Raw genomic sequence first — 16,888 nt, 5'->3', positions numbered from 1 at the left:
AGGGACGCAATGATTTGCGTCTGTACGGTGCGTACTGCGTTCATTTGCGCCATTTGCGTTCGGAACATCGTCATTCGTAATTTGTCATTCGTAATTGTTCGTCAGCCAACACCTCAACGCCTGAAGGGCTTCACTTTTCACTCCAATCCTTTAAAAGAGGCATCGGACGCGATTTTCTTGACTTGCGAGTCGAGTCCGGGGCTGTTGAAGACGATAAAGAACTTTCCGTTTTCACCGGGCGTTCCGGGCTTTTTGGTTTTGAGCACGTCGATATTGCGTGCTCCACCGTCGGTTCCGGCGGTGAGTACCTGCAGGTAGATGACCTTGGCGTCGTAGATGGACGATGCCTGATACTCGATGCCGTTGTTCACCCGTACTTCGATGGTGTAAGGCTTAGTCGGCCGGTATCCGTTTTGGGGCGTAGCGCCTTTGAGAAAAGCGGCCATCTGATACGGCCGGGTATAGTTCGGATCGGAGCTGAACAGGTCTTTGAGCCTTCGGACGGATTCGTTGGCGTTCGTTGTCACGTTGTTGAGGCGGATGCACGCTTCACCTTTTTTGCGGTCTCGGCGGTACATTTCGAAGGCCATAATCTGCAAGGCTACGGCGCCATGCGGTTCACCTCCAATCACATCACGTGCCTGTTTAAACTCATCGACGGTTGCGGGGAAACGATTGAATTCCACCGTCCCGCTCTGATTGGGGGTATGGGTGCTGTGATCAATCGCTCCGGTTATCTTAACACTGAATACTTCCGTGGGGTTTCCGCTGTCGTTTCCGCCCTTGTCTCTTCCATCGTCTCCTCCGTCGGGTGTGTTTTCCTTATCGCACGCCAGAGCACATGCCATGATGCCGAGCGTCATCAGGAGGGTACCGATTGTTTTCATTCCTTTTTTCATGTTGTTTTCTTTTTTTATGGATTTATCATTACATTCGTTCGGAGGAGGTGTTTAGCTGCGTACGTATGAAAATTTATTTTCTCACGTACGGAAATTTATTTTCTCACGTATGAAAATTTATCCGCGTACGTATGCAACTAAGCCTTCTCTTCCAACTCTTTTATTCAGCCTTTTCGAAGCGTATGTTCTCGATGGCATTTTTCAACTCCACGCTTGGAGTGAAAACGACTCTCACACCTTTGATCATCGAAGGGATGAAGACCTCCTTTTCGTCTACGCCCTCACTTCCGAACGAGATGCGGAGCGTGCCTAGATCGCCGAGGTTCACGCTTCTGCCCAGCATCAGGTAGCGCGGAACGATGGTGATCAGACTCTCAATGACATTCGATATATCTCCGCGCGAAAGCGAGGATAGCTCGACAATGTCGGCCGCGATTTCGCGTTGCGTCACTCTGCCCTCGTTTACGGGGGCGGCATACCACTTGATTTGGGTTCTGTCTTGCGGGTTAGCCCGCTGAATCATTTTATATTTCATAGCTTTATGATGTATTAAAAATTCGTATTGTCTCGTATTTTTTAAAGATGATGTCGTTTCGATGCTGTTGTTATATTGTTTCTTTGTTGTCTCCGCCGAGGCAACGTGCTTTTTTTTGTTCGACCTCAAAGATTTCGTACGATGTTTCGTGTAGAATCTCATCGTAAGCCGTCAATAATTGGTCGTAATTGTTAGATAACTGCCGCAGTTTCCGAAGCAGTATCTCCCGTCTGTCCTGTCTTGTCGTTTGCTCCTTGCGTTGCATATCATTCGGTCTTTACGTAGCGCGGAGAGAGAAGTGTATCACGTCTGTTTTCTTTCTCCGTTTCCTCGTTGTCTTTTTCTTGTTTATTTTCTACCGACAAAGATACAATCCTCAACAGGGGCTTGTCAATCCGTAATTCACGCAATTTTTATCCGTATTTTGCGCAGTTTTTATCTGTGTTTTGCGTAAGTACGCAGCGTTTTTCTCTGCGTGAATACGCAAAAAATTGCGTAAGTACGCAGTCCTTCAGATTCTATTTATTGAAAATAAGGGGTTACGATTTTTATCAAATGCAAATGAACGAAAAGAGAGAGATATATCAGAGTAGTACCCTGACGGGATTGGGCTGAAACAAAACGGGCTTTCAGCCCTTAGATACCCTGCGGGCCGTAAAAATGGAGAATTGTCGTGGTACACGCTTGCCCTTGCGGGTGTTTGAATGTTGAATCGTTGAATGATAACTGACGGCTAAACAAAAAACATCGAAACGCCCGAAGGATCGACAGCTAAACACTAAATAATCGTTAAAAAACATTCTCCACTTCAAAATTGAGTAAATTACTCATTGACAAGGTCTGTTTCTGGTCTTAATTTTGCACCGTCGATGGAAAAATCCGACAATCGGGAACAAAATGTATACATATATATAATAGGATAAGGATCATGAATGTTTTTCTACGTTTCGCATTACTTTTTCTCTTTCCTGCCTTTTCGGTAGCGTCGCAACAAACGGCCGACTCGTTGCTTGTCGTTTTTGAAGATGCACGATCGTCTTCCCAACGACGAGATGCCGCCAATCGGCTGATGACCTTTCTCTATGAGGAGCGATCGTCCGAGTGGAACCATCCGTTTACCGCTCATACTCCGGAAGACAGCCTCCGAATGCTCGTTTACCTCGAAGCGGGCACGTATTTCTACGAACATTCGGCTTTCAAACAAAGTATCGACTGTATGAAACGGTGTTATCGCTGGGCGCAAACGTTGCACGATACGGTTCGGCTGGAGGATGTGCTGCACGTCATGAGTGCCTCGTATACTCGTCTGGGCATGTATAACGAAGCATTTGAACAAATGCAGACTTTACGGACGATCGCCGAACAAAAAAACGACCCGGTCATGTTGAGACGAGCCTGTAACAGCATGGCTAACATTTGCCATCATATGCGAAACGACTCGTTGGCCCTTACCTTATATATAAAAGCGATAGATATAGCGCGCAAACAGAAAGACGAACAGGCGCTGGCCGTCCGTCTGGGCAATTTGGGAGGAATGTATGCCGACATGCGACAGCCCGAAAAGGCGCTGCCGCTGCTCGAAGAAGCGTTAGCCCTCGATATGAAAAACGGATGGACAGACAAGATACCGATCCGGCAATTGAGTATCGGAAATGCTTATCTGAATATGAACGAATGGGGCAAAGCCGAAAACTATTACCGTCGGGTGATCGAAGCTCTTCGGGAGACAACACGGGATAAGGTATCGCTGGCCATCGCTTACGGACAGTTAGGATGGCTCAAACAACTCTTATCACGACCTGACGAGGCGGAAACCTATTATAAAGAGGCCGAGAAGATTGCCAAAGAAATCGGAGCGTTAGCGATAGAAAGGAGCTGTCAGGAGGGGCTCTACACGCTCTACAAAGAAAAGAACCCGGCGTTGGCGCTTGGCTATCTGGAAAGGAATTTCATTCTCAGTGATTCGCTTTACCGAATGGAAACGACCCAACAGATGAACAACCTAAGGGTGCAATACGAAACAGCAGAGAAAGAACTTCAAATACAGAAACAACAATCCGAGATTGAACAGACGAAACAGCACCGCACGCTTTTCGCTCTTTCTACCGTGTTCGCCTTGTTATTATGCGGTATGCTTTACCTGCTGCTGCGACAGCGACGCAAACGAAACCGGCAGCTGGCCGAAGCCAACGCAACAAAAGATAAGCTCTTCTCCATCATCTCGCACGACTTGAAATCGCCGGTTATCGCACAGAAAGCAACGCTCGACACGCTGATAGCCAACTATGACGCCTACGAAACGGACGATTTGCTCTATTATCTGGAACGGTTCCGGATCGCGTCCGAATCGCAGATGGGACTCTTGCAGAATTTGCTTAGCTGGGCTCAGGTACAGACGGGAAAGGCCAAATTCTCGCCTTTGCCTTTCGATATTACGCATACGATTGCCGAAACAGCCAATCTATACGCGATCTCGTCCGAAAACAAAAATATACGTATCACGACCGAGATGCCCGAACGTTGCTACGTCGTTGGCGACCGGGAGATGATCGCGACCGTGCTGCGTAACCTGATCAACAATGCCGTCAAATTCTCACACCCCGACAGTGAAATACACATCTCGCTCGTCAGCAAGACGACATCGGCCTGTATCAGTATAAAAGATTCGGGCACAGGGATGACGGAGAGACAAGTCAAAGCCATACGCGCAGGGGCGACTTCCGACATCTCGTCGGCCGGGACACAGGGAGAGAAAGGCAGCGGACTGGGACTGGTTATCTGTAAAGACTTTCTCCGTCGCAACGGAAGCCATCTTGTAATTGAAAGCCGTAACGGCGAAGGAACCTGCATGAGTTTTGAACTGAATAAAGTAAATTTCTGAAAGTAAGACAATCTCTGTTTATAACCGAAAAATGATATGGACGGATTACGTATTGCATTAGTAGATGATCACGAACTTTTTCGTTTAGGAATACGTACCACACTTGGCCAAAGCAAAGACATCAAACTGCATGTGCTATATGAAGCCGGATCGGGTGCCATGTTTTTTGCTCTACTCGAAAAAGAAACGCTTCCGGACATTGTTCTGCTGGATATTATGCTGCCGGATATCTCCGGTGTAGAAATCGCGCGACGTTTAAAAAACGATTATCCATCCGTCAAAATCATCATTCTCTCATCCGAAGTGTCGGAAGAGTTAATCACCGAACTGTTGGATATCGGTGTAGACGGATATATGAGTAAGCTGGGAGGCCAAGATGATTTGTTGCGAGCGATCCGGACGGTCTATCAAGGTAATCCGTATTATGGCCACAGCGTTTCGAAAATGATGTACGATATCTATCTCAAACAGCGTTATGTTCAGGAAAAGCCGAAGATTCGCTTTTTTCAGAAAAAAGAGAAGGAAACGCCTTCCGACCGACTTTCGGACAAAGAAATCATGATCCTAAACCTATTGGGTGATGGAATGTCGGTTAAAGAAATGGCCGATAAAATGAATGTCAGTCCACGTACCATCGATACGTACAAAAGCGCAATTCTCAACAAATTGGGATTCAAACATACGATCGATCTGATCAAATATGCCATCCGTGAAGGGATCGTGAAACTGTAATTTTCGACGACCGGATAGCCTAAAGAGAGCACAGACATGCTAAAAAAATGATTTTTTTGTTTCATGGCAGCGTTTGGCGTATTTTTACCGTCATGATAGTATATAAAATGCTACAAACATGAAAAAGATCGGGCGTAAATTTTTAAAAGGCACCAACTGGGCACTGGCCGGGTTATTGTCGTTTTTAGGGTTTTCGGGGTGTGACATCGTTGGAGGAGTAGAATACGGAACTCCCCATGCCGAATACGAAGTGAAGGGAACAATAACCAACGAAGCAGGAAAAAATATTCCGGACATTCAAGTAAAACTTGCTCAAGGTAAAAGAGGTGGTTACATCGAATCGGGTATTACTGTCAAAACGGACGAGATGGGACATTATTCCGCTTCTGTTACAACGTTTCCCGGTAAAGATTTTGTGATGATCGTTACCGATACGGATGGCGAGACAAACGGCAGCTATGCCTCCGATACCATTGCGGTACGGTTTGAAGAGAAAGACTACTATAAGAAAGGCAAGGGCTGGTTTGAGGGAGCTGCCAGAAAAAAAGTTGATATTAAACTAAAACCGAAAAAATAAAGGAGAGTCGGAAGATGAAAAAATGGAATCGCAGGTTAGTGAAGGGTACTAATTGGGCTTTGGCGGGGCTATTGTCGTTGCTTGGTTTCTCATGCAGTAAAGAAAACGGAGGGGAGATACCGCTCGAATACGGAACACCTTACTCCACGTTTTCCGTTTCGGGGAAAGTGACGGACGAGGGTGGTAAGGCGCTTTCCGGCATTCGTGTAGTTGTTCCCGACGTGGAGCATATTACGGCGGCCAAGGCTTCTTTTGTTCCGAATCAGCCCAGTCATCGTGTGCCTGTTCGTGATACGACATACACCTCGTCGAAAGGGACGTTTGAATATACGTATAACGGTTTCCCTACAGATACGGTGCTCGTTAACATGCAGTTTGAAGATGTTTCCCCGCATCCGGTCTATGAAAAGCAAGAAGGAACGGCCGTATTCGTATCGTCCGAGGCAAAAAACGGAAAAGGTTGGAATCACGGCCATATAAAAAAAGAGGTTCGTGTCACGTTGAGAAAGCATCAAAAGGATGGAAAATAAGCTGGGGCTACGTAAGCGGCTGGCACTTGAGGCTTTTCGGAAGATGCACCGCAACCGTGTGCAGCTACACGAATTGCGGACGCTCTTTTGGGAATGTACGTTGCGCTGCAACGTAGCGTGTCGCCATTGCGGGAGTGACTGTCGTGTATCGGCGGCACATCCCGACATGCCTGCGGCTGATTTCCTGCGGGTCGTTGATGAAATCACTCCTTTCGTCGACAGACATAAGGTTCTTGTGATTTTTACCGGCGGCGAAGCGCTTGTACGCCCCGACATCGAAGCGTGCGGGCGCGCGCTTTACGACCGTGAATATCCATGGGGGATCGTATCGAACGGAATGTTGTTCGCGCAGCGACTGAACGGCCTTCTTGCCGCCGGGATGCGTTCGGCTACGATCAGCCTCGACGGTTTCGAGGAGTCGCACAACTGGCTTCGAGGCAATCCCCTCAGTTTCTGTCGTGCCGAACAATCGGTGAAAGCATTGGTACAAACGGAAGGTGTGAATTGGGATATTGTCACTTGTGCCAATCGCAAAAACTTCGGTGAGTTGCCGCACTTCAAGAAATACCTACTCGGTTTAGGCGTAAAGCAATGGCGGATCTTTACCGTCTTTCCCGTCGGACGCGCTGCCGATATGCCGGAATTGCAGTTGAGCAGTGTGCAATTCGTACAGCTGATGGATTTTATCCGAGACTGTCGTCGTGAAGGTTTCCGTGTGTCGTACGGTTGCGAAGGCTTTTTGGGAGGTTATGAAATGGATGTGCGGGATCACTTTTATGAATGTAGCGCAGGCGTCTCGACCGCATCGATACTGGCCGACGGATCCATATCCGGCTGTCCGAGCATCCGCGCCGACTTCCATCAGGGTAATATCTACCGAGATCGTTTTATCGACGTTTGGGAAAACGCTTTCGTCCCTTATCGCGATCGTGAATGGGCACGGCGCGGCGCATGCGCCGAATGCAAAATGTTCCGGTATTGCGAAGGCAATGGCATGCATCTACACGGCGACAACGGCGACTTGCTTGTCTGCCATCACCGCCGGATCATGGAAGGGCTTGCGGCTCAATCGCCTGAGAAAGTTCCAACGAGCACTTCACGATAGGCATTGAAGATTTTCGACTTCGAAACGAAGCCTATGTATTTCCCTTCTCCGTTGACGACCGGCAGATTCCATGCTTTCGTATCATCGAAGATACGCATGATTTGTTCCATAGGCATCCCTTCGACGATTTTAGCCGGAGCCGAAACCATAAAGCGTGACACGTGGAAGCGTTCATACAACTCGGGGCGGAACATGATATTGCGGATATTGTCTACCAAGACGAGTCCTAACAGTACGCCGTCTTTATTGACCACCGGGAACATGCTCCGCGAACTCTCGGCAATCGCATTCTTGACCAGATGCCCGAGCGTCATCTCCGGACTCACGGGGATAAAATCCGTTTCGATCACACTATTCACGGTCATCAGCGTCAGTACGGCCTTATCCTTATGATGCGTCAGCAGTTTCCCTTTTTGCGCCAGACGCATGGAATAAATGCTATGCGGTTCGAAGGCCCTGATCGTTGCGTACGAGCTGATCGATACGATCATCAGCGGAAGGAACAAGTCGTATCCGCCTGTCAGTTCGGCGATGAGGAACACGCCCGTCAGCGGAGCGTGCATCACGCCGGCCATGGTGCCGGCCATGCCCATCAGCGCAAAATTCTTTTCCGACAGTTCGATGGAAGGACCGAAATAGTTTATTATATGCGAGAAAAGGAAACCCGCAATACATCCGATGTAAAGACTGGGCGCAAAGATACCGCCGCACCCGCCTCCTCCGTTCGTGGCAGCTGATGCCAATACTTTAGTGAGCAGAATCAAACCCAGAAAGATGACGATGCTCCAGTAACCGATATCGATCTGATGAAACGGACTGCGGTCGATCAGGTTCGCGAACCGTCCGTCGAGAAGCGACTCGATCGTGTCGTATCCTTCGCCGTAGAGCGGGGGGAAGAGGAACAGCAGGATGCTCAACATCGCTGCACCCAGAATGAATTTTTGCCATTGATGCGAGAGCTTGCGGTACCATCCTTCAATGCGAATCATGCTATGGGTGAAATACAGGGAGATGATTCCGCAGAAAATGCCCAGCAGCAGCACATACGGGATACGTCCGACGTAAAACGCTTCGGTCTGTGAAAACCGGAACATGGCCTCGGTGCCGGAAAAGATGTAAGACATGGTGGCAGCCGTTACCGAAGCAATCAGTAGCGGCAGTACGGAGGTCATGGTCAGGTCAAGCATCAACACTTCAATCACGAACACGAGTCCGGCGATGGGCGCCTTGAAAATGCCGGCTACGGCACCGGCCGCTCCGCATCCGACGAGCAGCATCAGGGTCTTCTGCTCCATGCGAAACAGTCGTCCCAGATTCGAACCGATGGCGGCACCTGTCAATACGATGGGCGCCTCGGCGCCGACGGACCCACCGAACCCGATGGTAACGGAGCTGGCTACTAACGAGCTCCATATGTTATGCGGTTTGATCCGGCTCTTGCGTTGCGAGATCGCATACAGAATTTTGGTGACGCCGTGGCTGATATCGTCGCGCACGATATAACGCACAAACAAACCGGCCAGCAAAATGCCGATAATCGGATAAACCAGCAACCAGTAGTTCGCTCCTTCCTGAAAATGTCCCATCAGCAGGTGCTGGATGGAATGGATGAGAAACTTGAGAAGCAGTGCGGCCATCGCGGCGGCGATTCCTACCAGAAAACTGATGAGAAGAATAAAGGAACGCTCTTTGATATGCTTTTCGCGCCAGAGCAGAAATTTATAAAATCGTCCTTCGTTTGTCAATGTTGTCAATTTATACTCCTTTCCCCGTAAATACAATCTTTACGGTATAGATTAAAATCGTAATATCGAGAGCCAGCGACATGTTTTCGTAATAGAGGATGTCGTAGGCGAGACGTTCGATCATCTTGTCGACTGTTTCGGCGTATCCGTATTTCACCATTCCCCACGAGGTGATGCCCGGACGAACATTGTGCAGGAGGTAATAATACGGTGCTTTGCGAACAATACGATCGATGTAATAGCGTTGCTCGGGACGAGGTCCGACGAGCGACATATCCCCTCGGAGCACATTCCAGAATTGGGGTAACTCGTCGAGGCGGTACTTGCGCAGGAAACGGCCGAACGGCGTCACGCGCGTATCGTTCTGGGCTGTTAGCATCGGTCCCCGTTTTTCCGCATCGGCATACATCGTACGGAATTTATAAATCGTGAACGGCTTGCCCCTGTACCCGATGCGTTCTTGCCGGAAAAGAACAGGACCTTTCGAGTCTTTTCGCACGCGCACGGCAATATAGGCGTAGAGCGGTGAGAGTAAAACGAGCGCAAGCAGGGACGCGATCTTGTCAGCCAGCCATTTGATGTTCTTACCGGCTTCGGAGAAGTTGTTACTTGTGACGTCGATCAGCGGAATGCCGTGTATGGTCTTCACCTCCGCACGGGTTAGCGGATTATTTTTGTCTGCCCAGATTTTGATGGGACATTTGTAATGGTAGAGCGAGTAGAGAATGCGTATGGTCTCTTCGTGACGTTCGGGATCGGGAACGAGGATCAGTTCGTGTACCGGACTTGTAGCCATGAGTTCGGGCAAATCGTCTATGGTGCCGGCTATCTCCTGCGGGTCGATGGCTGTATCGGCCGGCGCATGATCCTGCACGAAACCGAGCACCCGGTAACCTAACCTTGTCAGATCGTCACGCATCTGGAGCGCCTGTCGTCCCGTTCCGATTACCAACACATTCGTTGCCCATTTCCGTAGCCTCACCATGTGAAGAGCGTGGCTCGTTATCACATAACGACACGTATAAGTGAGAATGAACTGTAACGCACCGAACGAGAAGAATATCTTGTAATAGATTTCAAAAGAACGAGGCAGGTCGTTGAGGATGACGGAGAAGAAAATCAGAACAACTCCGACGGTAATGCTTACGAATGTTGTAAACCATTCGATGATACGCGACTTCCCGAAAGGACGGTTGTAGTACCCCGAAAGATAGTATAACGCAATCCAGAAGAGAGGGATAAAGAGCTGCATTATAATGACCTGGTGAAAGGTCAGAAACTGGCCTAAGGAATGAAAACCTTCGTACTGCGCTACTTCGTAGTAACGCAGTATATTTATGATGCACCACACAATGGCCGCCGTGACGAAATCGGAAAGGAGGTATTTCAGTCTTTGCCTGTGCCTGTTCATTATTCCCGTATTACTTGAATCAGTCCGCCCCGGCCGACTTTGACGATGCCTGACGGTCGTGCCTGTATCTGTTCCGTCTGCCGATAGCGAACGATGTAATCTACTCCGTCACGGATCGACTGCGGGATGTCGCTGTACGATGAGGGCGAAGGTTCTCCGCTTTTATTGGCCGAAGTGGAAACGACGGGCCTGCGAAACCGTTCGCACAGGTTGTGTGAGAAACGCTCGCGTGTGATGCGTATGCCTACGCTGCCGTCTTCACCCACCAAGTTGGGTGCTAAATTTTTGGCATTGGAATAAATGATGGTCAGCGGCTTGGCGGATAGTTCGATCAGATCCCACGCCACATCGGGCACTTCGTCTACATAGCCGTTCAGCTTGGCGGGGTTGTCGACCAGTACCAGCATCGCCTTGTGGTCAGCGCGTTGCTTCAGTTCGTACACTTTACGCACGGCTTCTTCGTTCGTCGCGTCGCAACCGATGCCCCAGATCGTATCCGTCGGGTAGAGAATCAGTCCGCCCGCCTGCAATACCCGGCATGCTTCTTTTAAATCATCTGTTATGTTCTCAGTTATTTCTTCCATGCTTTTTAGAAAAGACAAAAATAGAAAAATATTAAATGAGCGCCAAAATTATACCGGAGAAACGGTAGGAGACTTGGATGCGTAACCTCTCCCGCATCGATGATTGTAATAAATCACAGTTGTGATTTGTCTCCCGCAGATTGATTGTAATAAATCTTCGTGAAGATTTATCCCCCGCACCGATGGCTGGTTAAAATATCTAAACAGATTTATCTCCTGCAAGTTGATTGATTAAAATATCCAAACAGATTTATCTCCTGCAAGTTGATTGATTAAAATATCTAAACAGATTTATCTCCTGCAAGTTGATTGGTTAAATTACCTAAACAGATTTATCTCCTGCATCAATGATTGTAATCAATCTTCGTGAAGATATCAAAAAGGCTGTGCCGAAAATTCATTCCGACACAGCCCGACCTTTGCTTACGGTCTGTTTATTTCAGCAACGATTTCGGATCGAGGTTGTTTTTCTCGATATCCTTGAAATAGTTGTACGTTCCGACCTTGATCTCGGCACATGCAGCCTCGTCACATACGATGATACCCTTCGGATGCATCTGCAAGGCCGTGATTGTCCACATCTGGTTCACACTGCCCTCGACGGCCTGCTGCAAGGCGCGTGCTTTATTATGACCGTTGGCGAGGATAACGACTTCTTTCGCACCCATAACGGTTCCGACGCCGACGGTAAGCGCCGTCTTCGGCACTTTATTCACATCGTTGTCGAAGAAACGCGAATTGGCGATGATCGTATCGGTTGTCAACGATTTGATACGGGTACGTGATGTCAGCGATGACCCCGGCTCGTTGAAAGCGACGTGTCCGTCCGGCCCGATGCCGCCGAGGAACAAGTCGATTCCGCCTGCTTTACGGATACGTTCTTCGTAACCGGCACATTCGGCTTCGAGGTCTTTGGCATTACCGTCGAGGATGTTCACGTTCTTTTCCTGAATATCGACATGGCTGAAGAAGTTCTTCTTCATGAACGTATGGTAGCTCTCCGGATGATCTTCGGGGATACCCACATATTCGTCCATGTTGAACGTAATCACGTGTTGGAAAGAGATCTTCCCATTCTTATAAAGGTTGATTAACTCTTTATACGTGCCCAGCGGCGACGACCCTGTCGGCAGTCCGAGTACGAACGGTTTTTCGGCTGTCGGTTTGGCCTGAATCATTTTTGCGGCGATATAATTCGCTGCCCATTGAGATATTAACTCGTAAGTTGGTTCAATAATTACTCTCATGATGAATTATTTTGTATGATTTCAATCTGTTTCTTTTTCTTTGCCTTTTAACCCTACGTTTTTGAAGTACGTCTTTTGCACTTCAATCATACCTGTTTCAATTTCAGATATTTTGTCATAAGCTTCATTTACTTTTTGAGTCAATGCATTTTTTTGCTCCTCATCAAGAGTATCAAGGGTACAATATGCCAATAAAGCATCAGCTAAAGGACCTTTTACTGCATTTAAATAATCAGTGATTGCCTGATGAAAATCTCTAGCCTGTTCAGAAGGTTCGAGAGCATTTAATTTCTCGAAAGCGCTATCGATTTCTTTTTTTAAGTTATCCGAAACAGTCTCCGGTGTTTTGTTACGGAATTCGTTCATCGGATCATTTCTCATTTCGTAGGCTGTTTGTATATAGCCGTTTTTGAAATCGGCATATACACTTTCTACATAATGCTCTGTTATCCAATATACATTATTGCTAACTGTTTCGTTGTACACATACTCCTTATTTACTCCCGTACAACTGCACAAACTGATTCCCAACCAAAGGGAAAAAGATATAAAAGAAAATGTTTTCAAGAGGTTAAGTTTTTTATTTAGACAATATTCTTTCCGCCATCGACCGGCCGAGGGAAATACATTCTTCTTCCGAACTGATGCTTTGTTTCTGCTCGACAGGGGGGGCGATACACTCCCATTTCATGCTCTCTCCGAATGCTCCCAGTCGTTTGACGGCCGCACCTGCCCAAGTAAATGAACCGAAATAGCCATATACCCTGTTTTTGAGTTCGCGCAGTTCGATTTTCTGAAGCAACGCGTCAATTTCGGGGAACAACTGATTGCTGTAAGTCGGACAGCCGATAATCACGCCCTTATAATTGAATAAGTCGCGCAGGATATAAGAGGAATGGCTCTTGCTCACGTTATGCATGGCGATATTTTTGACACCTCCTTCGGCCAGTGCTGTCGCAATAGTTTCGGCCATCAGTTCGGTGTTTCCGTACATGCTTCCGTAAACGAGCGTCACCCCTTCGATGCCTTCGTAACGACTGAGACGGTCGTAAATCTCAATGACGCGACCGCGTTGTTCCGTCCAGACGGGGCCATGCGTCGAACAGATCATTTGAACATCGACTCCCGCAAGTTTCTGCAACGCTTTTTGCACCGGGCCGCCGTATTTACCAACGATGTTCGAGTAGTAGCGCATCATCTCGCTCCAATAACGGTCTGTATTCATCTCCGTATCGAGCACTCCTCCGTCGAGGGTACCGAACGTACCGAAAGCATCGGCCGAGAATAACACGCGTTCCGTTTCTTCGTATGTAAACATTACTTCCGGCCAGTGTACCATCGGTGCCATGTAGAATGTCAGCTTATGTGTTCCCAGATCGAGGCTCTCGCCGTCTTTTACTTCGTGCAGTCCTTCCGTGATGTTGTGATAGCCGGCCAGCATGCCGAACGTCTGTCGGTTTCCGACGATCTTCATGTCCGGATACTGCTGGCGCAGCAGGCGGATGCTTCCCGCATGGTCCGGCTCCATGTGACCGACAATGAGATAATCGAGTGTACGCCCGTTTAAAATCTTGGCGATTTTTTTGAAGAACGTATCCGAGTAGCAGATATCGACGGTATCGACCAGTGCGCTTTTCTCGCCGGCGATCAGGTATGAATTGTACGAAACGCCCCCCGGAAGCGGCCAGATGTTTTCAAACAAATGTTTTTGGCGGTCATTGACGCCTACGTAATAAATATTTTTCGTAATAGCTTTCATATCGTGTATATTAGCCTCATATATAGAATTAAAATGTTTATTTATATCCTGTGTTTGGTTTCATGATGTTGAGATTCGAACGTTTCCATGCTCGCACGACGAAATAAATCCCCATCACGATGAACGGGATGCTCAGACATTGTCCCATATTGATCGGCATGGCCGCCTCGAAATCTTCCTGATTGTTTTTCAGAAATTCGATGAAGAACCGAGCGGTAAAGATACAAATCATAAAGATACCGAAGATTAAGCCTTCTTTTTTCCATGCCTCTTTCTTGAAGTAAAGCCACATGCAGAGTACGAACGTAAGCAGATAGCAGACGGCCTCGTAAATTTGTGTCGGGTGAGACGGTGCCGAGAAGATCGGCTCTGCGCCTTGTCGCCATGCGTGCAGATTTTCAATGAACCGGAAGCCCCACGGCAGGTCGGTCGGATGACCGTACACCTCGTGGTTCATCAAGTTGCCGATGCGTATCAGAGCGGCAACGAGCCCTGTCGGCACGACGAGTTTATCGAACGTCCAAAGCATGCTTTGTCGCGATACGTGTTTGGAATAGAAATAGATTGCGACAATAATCCCGAGTACTCCGCCATGGCTGGCCAAACCGCCTTCCCAGACTTTCAGGATCTCGATAGGATGCGACAGATAGTAGCCCGGATCGTAAAAAAGACAATGTCCGAGGCGTGCGCCGACAACTGTTCCGATCAGCGTATAATAAAGGAGCGGGTCAATCCATTTCGGATTGATGCTTTCACGTCTCCACATCCGTTCCACGATTTTATAACCGATTCCAAACCCGATGATAAACATCAGTGAATACCAGCGTATTTCTTTCGATCCGATGGTAAATATTGCAGGGTCTGCTGTCCAGGTGATATCTGATAACATTTTCTTATAAGCTGATCATTGAAGCCAATAGGCCGTCATTATTCGATAAATTGTTCGTATTTCTGTTGATTTGGATGCGCATTAAACGAGTTTTTTGATCCACTCTTCACAATCGCCCGGGAGCAGGTCGATCACCGGTATTTCGATCATCGTGTAAGCGCCGGGGGTCTGTTTCATCGATGCCCGGGCGGACGCCACGAGAATCTGAGCCGTCAAGGCGGGGTTGTTGATCCTCATATCGAATGTGATCTGTTGATTTTGTGTGTTGCCCGACGCGCCTTTGCGAACGAGATGAACGCCATGTCCCATGTCTTTTAAGTCTTCGACCGAATCGACTTGCATTACGTGCGTCTCGTCGTGCGCGAAATAGTCGTCTTTCCTGATGGCCTCGGCCACGGCGGCAAAGTCATGTCCTTCGTCCAGCTCGATGTAAACCATCCGCCGATGAATGCCTGTCCCTAACGGAATAGTCATGCTCAAGGCGGCTTTAACCCCTTCGACGGCTTTGACGGCGACGGTATGCCCCATGCTCATGCCGGGCCCGAAGTTGGTGTACGTAATACCTTTCGGTACGATAGCCTGTAACAAGGCGCGAATGACGGAGTCGCTTCCCGGATCCCAACCGGCCGAGACGATGGATACAACGCCGCACTTTTTAGCTTCTTCGTCCAGAGAGCGACGCAGCGCAGCGATCCCGGTATGAATATCGAAGCTGTCGACGGTATTCATGCCGAGTGCGATTGCCTCTTTGGCGTAGGATTCAACCTGTCGGGTAGGAATGGCCAGAATGGCGACATCGACGCCATTCAGTTTTTTCAGAGCGTCCGTCACGAGATACCCTTTCAATTCTTCCGGAACGTCTTGCGGATGGCGGCGTACGATGCCCGCGATTTCAAAATCGGGAGCAGTCTTCAGCGCCTCCAGTACATATTTCCCAATATTGCCATATCCTACGATGGCTGTTCTTATTCTTTTCATTGTAACGTGAATCCGCACTTCTTCATCGGATGGTTCTTATTTCAGGGTTCAAAAGTATTCCTTTTTTGAACATTCTCCAAGCTTTCGAGCGAAAAATATGTATTTCCATCCTGATGACATTTTTTTGCCGCGAGGTGTCCGGTTAGGCAGGCTTATTCGGAAGAAAAGGGCAAATCTTCCGAACACTTCGGCGTTCGTCCTTGGGCCTCGGGCAGTGAGCCGACGGAGCAGCGAGCAGGGCGAAAGAAAATCAGGCTGTCCCAAGCGAAGCGAGTTATCTGATTTTCCGACCTGCAAGCGTCGCGAAGGCGTGCGAAGCGCACGAAGCCTTGACTTTTTAGTTACTTTTGGCTTGACCCAAAAGTAACTAAAAAGAAATTATGTCAGGCTTTCAGCCCTCTTATCGGGGTACATCCTGTTTTCCCAACGCTTCGCTTCGCTCCACATTGAGCTGAATTAATGCGCCCTTTCAGGGCTTTTAAAGTAGTCAGCGTTCAGTCCCCTGCATTCCCCCTTTTTGAAGGGATAACATCCCCCCTTCGCTTGCTCTTCCCCCCCTTTAAAGGGGGGCTGGGGGGATGTTCATATCAACGCCCCGGGTTAGCCCGCACAGGGCACAAGGGCTGAAAGCCCGTTATATTTCAGCCTCATCCCGCAAGGGTGGGGTATCGATTCCCAGACCTTGTTCAGAGGGCTGAAAGCCTGACATAATTCAATTGTTAATGGTCAATTGTTAATTGTTATGTAGGGTTATCCGAACGCGAATCTCGCAAATGGACACGAATGGACGCGAATACCCCCCCCTGTCATTCCGAACACAGTGAGGAATCCCGCGAGGAAAAAGAAAAAAGATTCTTCGCTTCGCTTTGAATGACAAATTAATGGTTAATTGTCAATGGTTAATGGTTATTTTCAGGTACATGATTCGGCGTGTACCACGCATAACAATTAACAATTGACCATGACTTTGTTGCAACGGTAGTCAAGAGGGTATTTTTCTTTTCTGCCGTTACGCA

16 protein-coding genes are annotated in these 16,888 nt (G+C 48.3%); 5 read left to right on the top strand and 11 right to left on the bottom strand.

All coding sequences use genetic code 11. The features are described 5' to 3' along the window. Positions 1–137 precede the first annotated feature (137 nt). The 3 genes from ACTTKA_RS09050 to ACTTKA_RS09040 form a co-directional block, all read right to left on the bottom strand. Positions 138–887 carry a DUF6935 domain-containing protein gene (locus ACTTKA_RS09050; protein ID WP_442724784.1) on the bottom strand — a complete coding sequence of 250 codons (750 nt, stop codon included), beginning with the start codon at positions 885–887 and terminating at the stop codon, positions 138–140. A gap of 172 nt (positions 888–1,059) precedes the next feature. Beyond that, positions 1,060–1,434, bottom strand: coding sequence for an HU family DNA-binding protein (locus ACTTKA_RS09045; RefSeq protein ID WP_442714684.1), 375 nt, complete (start codon positions 1,432–1,434; stop codon positions 1,060–1,062). Between the two features lie 70 nt (positions 1,435–1,504). Then, on the bottom strand, positions 1,505–1,699 hold the full coding sequence (locus ACTTKA_RS09040) for a hypothetical protein (RefSeq protein WP_442714685.1): 195 nt from the start codon (positions 1,697–1,699) through the stop codon (positions 1,505–1,507). 663 nt (positions 1,700–2,362) lie between these two features. Between ACTTKA_RS09040 and ACTTKA_RS09035 the strand changes: the two genes are divergently transcribed. The 5 genes from ACTTKA_RS09035 to ACTTKA_RS09015 all read left to right on the top strand — a co-directional run bounded on the left by ACTTKA_RS09035 (position 2,363) and on the right by ACTTKA_RS09015 (position 7,259). Beyond that, entirely contained in the window at positions 2,363–4,315 is a 1,953-nt protein-coding gene (locus ACTTKA_RS09035; protein WP_442724783.1) for a tetratricopeptide repeat-containing sensor histidine kinase, read from the top strand. 36 nt (positions 4,316–4,351) lie between these two features. Continuing rightward, entirely contained in the window at positions 4,352–5,047 is a 696-nt protein-coding gene (locus ACTTKA_RS09030; protein WP_442724782.1) for a response regulator transcription factor, read from the top strand. Between the two features lie 118 nt (positions 5,048–5,165). Continuing rightward, on the top strand, positions 5,166–5,624 hold the full coding sequence (locus ACTTKA_RS09025) for a radical SAM-associated putative lipoprotein (RefSeq protein WP_442724781.1): 459 nt from the start codon (positions 5,166–5,168) through the stop codon (positions 5,622–5,624). Positions 5,625–5,638: 14 nt separating this feature from the next. Beyond that, entirely contained in the window at positions 5,639–6,154 is a 516-nt protein-coding gene (locus ACTTKA_RS09020; RefSeq protein ID WP_442724780.1) for a radical SAM-associated putative lipoprotein, read from the top strand. Beyond that, positions 6,144–7,259 (top strand): TIGR04133 family radical SAM/SPASM protein, encoded by a 1,116-nt coding sequence (locus tag ACTTKA_RS09015; protein ID WP_442724779.1) that lies wholly within the window; start codon positions 6,144–6,146, stop codon positions 7,257–7,259. Before ACTTKA_RS09020 ends, ACTTKA_RS09015 begins: the two co-directional genes overlap by 11 nt. Here the strand turns inward: ACTTKA_RS09015 and ACTTKA_RS09010 are convergent. The 8 genes from ACTTKA_RS09010 to ACTTKA_RS08975 form a co-directional block, all read right to left on the bottom strand. After that, positions 7,220–9,004 carry a chloride channel protein gene (locus tag ACTTKA_RS09010; protein ID WP_442724793.1) on the bottom strand — a complete coding sequence of 595 codons (1,785 nt, stop codon included), beginning with the start codon at positions 9,002–9,004 and terminating at the stop codon, positions 7,220–7,222. The two genes, ACTTKA_RS09015 and ACTTKA_RS09010, sit on opposite strands and share 40 nt — an antisense overlap. Positions 9,005–9,014: 10 nt before the next feature. Then, a complete protein-coding gene (locus ACTTKA_RS09005; RefSeq protein ID WP_442724778.1) occupies positions 9,015–10,415 on the bottom strand; it encodes a sugar transferase in 1,401 nt (466 codons plus the stop codon). Then, positions 10,415–10,978 carry an L-threonylcarbamoyladenylate synthase gene (locus ACTTKA_RS09000; protein WP_097560250.1) on the bottom strand — a complete coding sequence of 188 codons (564 nt, stop codon included), beginning with the start codon at positions 10,976–10,978 and terminating at the stop codon, positions 10,415–10,417. The genes ACTTKA_RS09005 and ACTTKA_RS09000 overlap by 1 nt, the downstream gene beginning before the upstream one ends. Positions 10,979–11,433: 455 nt before the next feature. Next, positions 11,434–12,246: a glucosamine-6-phosphate deaminase gene (nagB, locus tag ACTTKA_RS08995; protein WP_314694576.1), complete on the bottom strand. Its 813-nt coding sequence runs from the start codon at positions 12,244–12,246 to the stop codon at positions 11,434–11,436. A 21-nt stretch (positions 12,247–12,267) separates the two neighbouring features. Next, complete coding sequence (locus tag ACTTKA_RS08990) at positions 12,268–12,813, bottom strand: hypothetical protein (RefSeq protein WP_442724777.1); 546 nt, start codon at positions 12,811–12,813, stop codon at positions 12,268–12,270. Between the two features lie 13 nt (positions 12,814–12,826). Continuing rightward, entirely contained in the window at positions 12,827–14,005 is a 1,179-nt protein-coding gene (locus ACTTKA_RS08985; RefSeq protein ID WP_442724776.1) for an FprA family A-type flavoprotein, read from the bottom strand. 37 nt (positions 14,006–14,042) lie between these two features. Continuing rightward, positions 14,043–14,894 carry a prolipoprotein diacylglyceryl transferase gene (gene lgt, locus ACTTKA_RS08980; protein WP_442724775.1) on the bottom strand — a complete coding sequence of 284 codons (852 nt, stop codon included), beginning with the start codon at positions 14,892–14,894 and terminating at the stop codon, positions 14,043–14,045. A gap of 81 nt (positions 14,895–14,975) precedes the next feature. Beyond that, entirely contained in the window at positions 14,976–15,872 is an 897-nt protein-coding gene (locus ACTTKA_RS08975; protein WP_442724774.1) for a diaminopimelate dehydrogenase, read from the bottom strand. Between the last annotated feature and the right edge of the window lie 1,016 nt (positions 15,873–16,888).

The organism is Tannerella sp., assembly GCF_052170195.1.
Taxonomy (GTDB): Bacteria; Bacteroidota; Bacteroidia; order Bacteroidales; family Tannerellaceae; genus Tannerella.
This window is presented reverse-complemented; position numbering and strand designations above follow the sequence as displayed.